Origin of the sequence: Streptomyces apocyni (assembly GCF_009739465.1) — a bacterium.
In the GTDB taxonomy this organism is placed as follows: Bacteria; Actinomycetota; Actinomycetes; order Streptomycetales; family Streptomycetaceae; genus Streptomyces; species Streptomyces apocyni.
Genome location: NZ_WHOM01000043.1, coordinates 1 through 6660, shown reverse-complemented (window position 1 = coordinate 6660; position 6660 = coordinate 1). Strand labels below are relative to the sequence as shown.

The following is a 6660-nucleotide window of genomic DNA, read 5'->3' as shown; positions in this document are numbered from 1 at the left end:
GGGCGCGCCAGGGTTCCCGGGGCCGCCCTTCTTGCCGCCCTGGGCGACATCGACGGGAAGCATGACGAGCGCGGTGGTGCCACCGGCGTCGGACGGGCGCAGCTGAATACGGATGCCATGCCGCTGCGAGAGGCGGCCGACCACGAACAGACCCATGCGCCGGGACACCGAGACATCCACGGTGGGCGGCGCGGCGAGCCGCTCGTTGATCGCCGCGAGATCCTCGGGCGAGAGGCCGATACCGGTGTCGTGGATCTCGACGAGCACGCGGCCGTCAGGCAGCGCGTGACCGGTGACCCTGACCTTGGTCTGCGGCGAGGAGAAGGAGGTGGCGTTCTCGAGCAGCTCGGCGAGCAGGTGTACGAGGTCGTTGACCACGCGGCCCGCGACCTCGGTGGTGGGCACCGAGGCCAGCTCGATGCGCTCGTACTGCTCCACCTCGGACGCGGCGGCGCGGAGCACGTCGACCAGCGGGACCGGCCGGGTCCAGCGGCGGCCGGGCTCTTCACCGGCGAGGACGAGGAGGTTCTCACCGTTACGGCGCATACGCGTGGCGAGGTGGTCCAGCTTGAACAGCGAGGACAGCTGGTCCGGGTCGGCCTCGCGGGACTCCAGCTCGGAGATCAGCGAGAGCTGACGCTGGATAAGGCCCTGCGAACGCCGCGAGAGGTTGGTGAACATCGCGTTGACGTTGCCTCGCAGCAGCGCCTGCTCGGCGGCGAGGCGGACCGCCTCGCGGTGCACGTCGTCGAAGGCCGTGGCCACCTGGCCGATCTCGTCACGGGAGTGCACACCGACCGACTCGACGGAGGTGTCGACATCCTGCGGGTCGGTCTCGGAGAGCTGCTTGACCAGCTCGGGGAGGCGTTCCTGGGCGACCTTGGTGGCGGTGTCCTGCAGGCGGCGCAGCGAGCGGATCATGGAGCGGGCCACCACGAACGCGCCGACCAGCGAGACACCGAGCACGAGCAGCAGCAGCGCACCGTTGAACAGCGCGGCCTGCTCGGACTCCTCGCGCAGCTTGCGGGCCTCCTGCTCCATGTCGTTCAGCAGCGTCTGCTCGATGAGCGACATCTGCTTCAGCTTGGTGGAGGCGGCGTCACCCCAGTCGGGGTAGGAGCGCTTGTCCTGGCTCTTGAGGCCCTTGGAGTTCTCCAGGACGCGCTGGGCGTAACTGTTGGCGTCCTTGATGACGGCGTTGCTGTCGTCGATCGGCTTGAGCAGTTCTTCGGCGTTGCCGCCGGTGCCCGAGTAGGACCGTTCGAAGTTGCTGAGCTCGGCGTCCTCGTTGCGCCACGCGGACAGCGCGTAGAGCCGGTCGGACTCGGAGAGCTTGCCGAAGGTTTCCTTGTTCTCCGGCAGGGCCGCGGCGATCACGGCGCGCTGGATCGACGCGTTCTCCTTGGCGGAGGAGAAGGCGGACAGCGTACGGGTGCGCTGGATCATCTCCGGGTTGCTGGTCGCGAGGGCCATGTCCCGGGAGAGGCCGAGCAGCTGGTTGATCAGCTGGTTGTAGCCGGCGACGGTCTGCGAGGTCGGCGTGCCCTTTTTGTAGGCGTTGCGCCGGAGGTCCTTGAGCGTCTGCAGCTGGGCGGAGATGGTGACGACGTTGGCCCGGATGCTGTCGATGGCCTGGTCGCCGCGGTTGTCGTCGATCTCCGCGGTGCCCTGGACGAACGACTTCTGGGCGCGGTCGGTCTTGTCCCGGGGGCCCTTGACCGTGAAGTCCGTCGCGGCGACGCCGTGCGAGAGCGGACCGGCCGACTTGTCGCGCTCGTCCTGCAGCGCGGCGGCGAGTTCGGTCGCCTGCTTGGTCATCTCGGTGAGCAGCTTCATCCGGTCCAGCTGCTCGATCTCGTCCATCGAGTCGTTGATCCGGATCACGCCGAGCGAGGTGGCCACGACCACGGGCAGGGCGAGCAGCGACACCAGACGCGTGGAGATACGCCAGTTGCGCAGCGCGAGCCGGGAGCCGGTGCTGCTCGGCTCCTTGCCCTTGGCCGCGGGCTTGGCGTCGCCGCCGGACGCGCCCGTATCGGTGCCCGTGGTGCGGTTGTCGGCTGCTGCCGGACCGGAGCCCAGGGCGTGCTGGGGCGAGGAACTGCCGCTCATGGGGTTAGTCCCACCGCGCAGCTCCGGCTCGGCCGCAGCGCTGCCATCCCTCTTGAAACGTCCCTGCACTAGCGTCGCAACCTCTGGACCAGGCGTCCCTCCGCGCGAGGCGGCGGGACGGTGTCGGCGTCGAGGGGCCCGAGGGCCCCGTGGTGGTCTGAGTGACCGGCGCTTCTCCCCCTTAGACACCGCCACTCGGCGCTCCGTTGCGCCCTTGCGCGCCGGCTCATACCCGCGGCGGTCCCGCGAATTCCAGCACAGCACAGGATCTCCAACAAGGCCCGGGTATCCGACCGTGACCTCCGTGACCCCACGTAAGTGCCGTGTCACGAGACGTAGATCCGCATCCCCTACATAACGGACTTTTACGTACGGGCCACCTACGGGCCGGGGGTGTCCCAGTCCTCATGATCAGGAGCGGAATGGAGTCTTCCATGGCGGAATGTCCGTTCCCGTCGAACGGCCCGACGGTCCCGTTTGCCCGTTTCGCCCACCAGCTCGTGAGCAAACTCACATGACGATCGCAGGGAGTTCGCTGCTTTGACGGGAATTCGAATGTTTAGCCTGACGCTTTACAGCGACGGCCGGTCCGCCAACCAGCGGGCCATCAGGCGACACAAGAGACACAGGGGTCCGAACCGCCGATGCAGACGACGAAGACAACGCCGATGTTCCAGAACATAGCCAACCCGCGCCGCACCACGCTGGCGCACCTCGCGGACGCCGACGAGCTGCAGGCCGCGGCCGCGCTGCCGGAGCACTCCGTCGACCTCCCGACGAACACGGCCAACCCCCGCCGGACGATCCTGATGGACGCGCCGGAGAACCCGGTCGGCGCTGCGCTGTAAGCGGCGGCGCGAGATCACCCGACCCGCGCGTTAGCCTGGAGCGTCAGTCTCCAGCAGCACCAGGCCTACCGGCCCGGGTACGTAAGTAGAGGGGCCTCGCATTCCGTGCGCATCGCCAGGTTCTCCATCGACGGCAATGTCGCCTTCGGTGCGGTCGAGGGCAGCAGCCCCGACGAGCTCGTCCTCGACATCATCAAGGGCATTCCCTTCGCCGACTTCGAGCTCTCCGGTACGAAGGTCCCGCTGAGCAAGGTCCGGCTGCTGCCGCCCGTGCTCCCCAACAAGGTCGTGGCCATCGGCCGCAACTACGCGGAGCACGCGGCAGAGCTGGGCCACGAGGTCCCCGAGTCCACCGACGCGCCGATCACCTTCTTCAAGCCGTCCACCTCGGTGATCGGCTCCGGTGACGCGATCGCGTACCCCTCCTTCTCCGATGAACTGCACCACGAGGCCGAACTGGCCGTGGTCATCGGCCGGATGTGCCGCGAGGTCCCGCGAGAGCGCGTCAAGGACGTGATCCTCGGCTACACCTGCGCCAACGACGTCACCGCGCGTGACGTCCAGCGGCGTGAGAAGCAGTGGGCGAGGGCCAAGGGCTTCGACACCTCCTGCCCGCTCGGCCCCTGGGTGGAGACGGACCTCGACCCGTCCGATCTCACCATCCAGTGCACGGTCAACGGTGAGCAGCGCCAGCTGGGCCGCACCACCGACATGATCCGCTCCATCGAGGACCTGGTCGTCCACATCACCGAGGCCATGACGCTGCTCCCGGGCGACGTCATCCTCACCGGCACCCCCGCCGGGGTCGGCCCCCTCACCGTCGGCGACGAAGTCGCCGTCACCATCGAAGGCATCGGCACTCTCACCAACAAGGTGATCAAGCGTGGCTAACGCGAACTCCCCCAAGCTCTCGACTCCGCTCGAGCAGGGGGTACCCCCCCGCGTACGTTTCTGTCCCTCCCCGACCGGCAACCCCCATGTGGGTCTGGTCCGCACCGCCCTGTTCAACTGGGCCTACGCCCGCCACACCGGCGGCACCATGGTCTTCCGTATCGAGGACACGGACGCGGCCCGCGACTCCGAGGAGTCGTACCAGCAGCTCCTGGACTCGATGCGCTGGCTGGGCCTCGACTGGGACGAGGGCCCGGAGATCGGCGGCCCGCACGCCCCGTACCGCCAGTCGCAGCGGATGGACCTCTACCAGGACGTCGCGGACAAGCTCCTGGCGGGCGGCTACGCGTACCCCTGCTACTGCACCACCGAGGAGCTGGACGTCCGCCGCGAGGCCGCCCGTGCCGCGGGCAAGCCGTCCGGCTACGACGGCCAGTGCCGCGAGGTGAGCCCTGAGCAGAAGGCGGCGTACGAGGCGGAAGGCCGGACCTCGATCATCCGCTTCCGGATGCCGGACGAGCCGATCACCTTCACCGACCTGGTACGCGGCGAGCTCACCTTCACCCCGGAGAACGTGCCGGACTTCGGCATCGTCCGGGCCAACGGCGCGCCCCTCTACACGCTCGTCAACCCCGTCGACGACGCGCTGATGGAGATCACCCACGTCCTGCGTGGCGAGGACCTGCTCTCCTCCACCCCCCGCCAGATCGCGCTCTACAAGGCGCTGATCGAGCTGGGCGTCGCCAAGGAGACCCCGGTCTTCGGCCACCTCCCCTACGTCATGGGCGAGGGCAACAAGAAGCTCTCCAAGCGTGATCCGCAGGCCTCGCTCAACCTCTACCGCGAGCGCGGCTTCCTCCCCGAAGGCCTGCTCAACTACCTCTCGCTGCTCGGCTGGTCCTTCTCCGCCGACCAGGACGTGTTCTCGGTGGCCGAGCTGATCGAGAAGTTCGACGTCGTGGACGTCAACGCCAACCCGGCCCGCTTCGACCTGAAGAAGGCCGAGGCGATCAACGCGGACCACATCCGCCGCCTGGACGTACAGGCCTTCGCCGAGGCCTGCACACCCTGGCTTAAGGCCCCGCACGCCAACTGGGCGCCCGAGGACTTCGACCAGGCCGCCTGGGAGGCGATCGCCCCGCACGCCCAGACCCGCCTTCAGGTCCTCTCGGACATCACCGCCAACGTCGACTTCCTCTTCCTGAAGGAGCCGGTCGAGGACGAGGCGTCCTGGGCCAAGGCGATGGGCAAGGGCGACCCGGCGGCCCTGCTGACAACGGCCCGCGCCAAGCTGGCCGACGCCGACTGGAGCAGCCCGGAGTCCCTGAAGAACGCCGTCCTGGCGGCGGGCGAGGAGCACGGCCTCAAGCTGGGCAAGGCCCAGGCCCCGGTCCGTGTCGCCGTCACTGGCCGCACGATCGGTCTGCCGCTCTTCGAGTCCCTCGAAATCCTGGGCAAGGACCGCGCCTTGACGCGTATCGACGCGGCCCTGGCGAAGCTGGCTGCCGCCTCGTAGGAGCTTTCCGTACGAGAAGGGGGCGCCTGCCGCAATCGGCAGGCGCCCCCTTCTCGTTGTTCTCGGTGTGTGTCAGCCCTGCCAGCTGTGTGGGGCGCGGAAGCCCGGGGTGCGCTCCAGGCGGCGCCAGCCTGCCTTGGGGTGGGCGCGGTGCGCCGGGGCGTGGGGCTGGGCCGCGGCGCGGGCCATCAGGATGGCGGTGATGGCCGCGAGCTCCTCGGGCTCGGCGTGGCCCTTCTCGACGCGGAGGAGGTGGTCGGTGGGGGTGCTCATGGAGGTCAGGTCCCGTCTTCGTTGCGGTCGTCGGGCGGTTGGCTGCGCGGGTTACTGCGGCGGGTTGCCGTGCTTACGCGAGGGCAGGTCCGCGTGCTTGTTGCGGAGCATCGCGAGGGAGCTGATGAGGACCGAGCGGGTTTCGGCCGGGTCGATGACGTCGTCGACCAGGCCGCGTTCGGCGGCGTAGTACGGGTGCATCAGCTCGGCCTTGTACTCCTTGACCATGCGCGCGCGCATGGCCTCGGAGTCCTCGGCCTCGGCGATCTGACGGCGGAAGATCACGTTCGCGGCGCCTTCGGCGCCCATCACGGCGATCTCGTTGGTCGGCCAGGCGTAGGTGAGGTCGGCGCCGATGGACTGCGAGTCCATGACGATGTACGCACCTCCGTAGGCCTTGCGCAGAATCAGCGAGATCCGCGGCACGGTGGCGTTGCAGTACGCGTACAGGAGCTTCGCGCCGTGGCGGATGATCCCACCGTGCTCCTGGTCGACGCCCGGGAGAAAGCCGGGGACATCCAACAGGGTGACGATCGGGATGTTGAAGGCGTCGCACATCTGCACAAAGCGCGCGGCCTTTTCCGAGGCCTCGATGTCCAGGACACCGGCCAGGGACTGGGGCTGGTTGGCGACGATGCCGACGACCTGGCCGTCCAGGCGAGCCAGGGCGCAGACGATGTTGCGGGCCCAGCGCTCGTGGATCTCCAGGTAGTCGCCGTCGTCGACGAGCTCCTCGATGACCTTGTGCATGTCGTACGGACGGTTGCCGTCCGCGGGCACCAGGTCGAGGAGGACGTCGCTGTGCCGGTCCGCGGGGTCGCTGGATTCGACGTGCGGCGGGTTCTCCCGGTTGTTGGAGGGCAGCATGGCGAGGAGGTAGCGGACTTCGGCGAGGCAGGTCTCCTCGTCGTCGTACGCGAAGTGCGCGACGCCTGAGGTTCCGGCGTGGACGTCGGCGCCGCCGAGACCGTTCTGGGTGATCTCCTCGCCGGTGACCGCCTTGACGACGTCCGGACCGGT

General features: G+C 68.7%; 6 protein-coding genes. 3 read left to right on the top strand and 3 right to left on the bottom strand.

Annotated features, from left to right (window positions below):
- Window positions 1-2181 (bottom strand): sensor histidine kinase (locus tag GCN81_RS09150; protein WP_156723532.1); only part of this gene is annotated, 2181 nt, incomplete at its 3' end.
- Between the two features lie 599 nt (window positions 2182-2780).
- Here GCN81_RS09150 and GCN81_RS09145 point away from each other — a divergent pair.
- The 3 genes from GCN81_RS09145 (at window position 2781) to gltX (ending at window position 5367) form a co-directional block, all read left to right on the top strand.
- Window positions 2781-2960, top strand: a complete 180-nt coding sequence (locus tag GCN81_RS09145; protein WP_231626555.1) for a hypothetical protein — start codon at window positions 2781-2783, stop codon at window positions 2958-2960.
- 105 nt (window positions 2961-3065) lie between these two features.
- The gene (locus GCN81_RS09140; protein WP_156723528.1) at window positions 3066-3851 is read left to right on the top strand and encodes a fumarylacetoacetate hydrolase family protein; all 786 of its coding nucleotides are present in this window, start codon (window positions 3066-3068) and stop codon (window positions 3849-3851) included.
- Complete coding sequence (gene gltX, locus GCN81_RS09135) at window positions 3844-5367, top strand: glutamate--tRNA ligase (RefSeq protein WP_156723526.1); 1524 nt, start codon at window positions 3844-3846, stop codon at window positions 5365-5367. The genes GCN81_RS09140 and gltX overlap by 8 nt, the downstream gene beginning before the upstream one ends.
- A 72-nt stretch (window positions 5368-5439) precedes the next feature.
- On the opposite strand, the gene GCN81_RS09130 is transcribed toward gltX, so the two are convergent.
- A complete protein-coding gene (locus tag GCN81_RS09130) occupies window positions 5440-5640 on the bottom strand; it encodes an acyl-CoA carboxylase subunit epsilon (protein WP_156723524.1) in 201 nt (66 codons plus the stop codon).
- 51 nt (window positions 5641-5691) lie between these two features.
- On the bottom strand, window positions 5692-6660 hold a 969-nt coding region (locus tag GCN81_RS09125), incomplete at its 5' end, for an acyl-CoA carboxylase subunit beta (protein WP_325065100.1).